A 1,329-nucleotide genomic window follows, 5' to 3' on the forward strand; every position below is an offset into this window, starting at 1 on the left:
GTATAATAGAAACTGCTAGCGATACCCCGCATGAACTAGCAGTTACTAGGAATGTGTGGCAGGTGAACTGCGAAGATCCTGTGAGTATCCGCTAGGAGTTGCTGTTGGCCTATATGTGTTCCTAGCGGTTCCTGGCAGTACCTGGAACGATGGGCGCATGACTACCACCGACCAGGAGGGCCGGCGCCGCCTCGGCAGGCTCATCGCCCAGTGGCGTACGAAGAGCGGCTGGCATAAGAAGCAAGCCGCCGATGCCGCGGACCTGACCCACACCACCTACATGAAGGTGGAGAAGGGGGAGCCGGTTCATGACGTCACATACACGAAGATCGAGCGCGCCTTCGGCCTGGCGCCCGGTGCCTGCATGGCGGTGATTGAGGGAGTCGCTGCCGAGCTGCAGGAGGCCGGCGAGGAGGTCGCGGGGGTGCGTATCGCTCCGGTGGCCGACGTGGCGGACGGTGTGCGGCAGTCGGTGCAGCACGCGATCATCGCGACGCTGCCGGACACTCCCGCCGGGAAGATGGCGGAGATGAGTGAGGGAGTGCTGGCCGAGCTACGGAAGCGCGGCATTCTCGGCGAGGGTGAGTAGGAGTCAACTCCCAGTCGGTACAACCTTTTTGCGTAACAAGATCGTTACTGAGCGTTCGAAAATGAGTTTGAATATCTCCTTCCGGTCAACACGCGGCGTATGTAAGGGTCAACTACACGTAACGCCACACGCTGGAAGGGGGCCTATGCAGCACGAGTTCATCACGCTGGATCAAGGGCCGAGATTCGTCGGCTGGTCGGGCTTGGTGGGGGAAACGATCGTGTGCGTCATGACGCCCAAGGTCCTCACCGACCCCATAACCCGACGGATCGCACGCCAGTTGGTACGGCGACAAGGAGGAGACTGCGCCGCGTGCAGCCAGGACTGCCCGCTCAGAACGGTCACACCGGCGTAGTCCTGAACCGATGACTGGCAGTCAGGGGTGCCTGCCGTCATCCGCCCGGAGGGGAAACACAGGGCGTGGCATACGCGGAGAAGCGCGGGAAGACCTGGCGCGTCAGGTACCAACTCCCCAACGGGGAGTACGCATCCGAGAGCGGCTTCGAAACGAAGCAGGACGCCCTCGACTGGGGCCGCGCGCAGGAGACCGACGTCAAGCGCAAGGTCTTCATCAACCCCAGCGACGGTCGCAAGCTGTTCGGCGAGTGGATCACCGAATGGCTGGAGATCATGGATGTCTCCGAGATGTCCGTCCAGACCTACCGCAGCCGACTGCGGTCGGTCATCCTCCCGCAGTGGGAAAGCACCCCGATCGGCGACATCACGTCGATGAGCTACAA

1 protein-coding gene and 1 pseudogene are annotated in these 1,329 nt (G+C 62.1%); both read left to right on the top strand.

Annotated features, from left to right (window positions below; all coding sequences use genetic code 11):
• Window positions 1-157 precede the first annotated feature (157 nt).
• Window positions 158-589, top strand: coding sequence for a hypothetical protein (locus ACFWR9_RS41825; RefSeq protein ID WP_383852673.1), 432 nt, complete (start codon window positions 158-160; stop codon window positions 587-589).
• A gap of 420 nt (window positions 590-1,009) precedes the next feature.
• Window positions 1,010-1,329, top strand: a pseudogene (locus ACFWR9_RS41830) (hypothetical protein); the annotation flags it as partial.

It is taken from the genome of Streptomyces sp. NPDC058534 (assembly GCF_042717365.1).
Classification (GTDB): domain Bacteria; phylum Actinomycetota; class Actinomycetes; order Streptomycetales; family Streptomycetaceae; genus Streptomyces.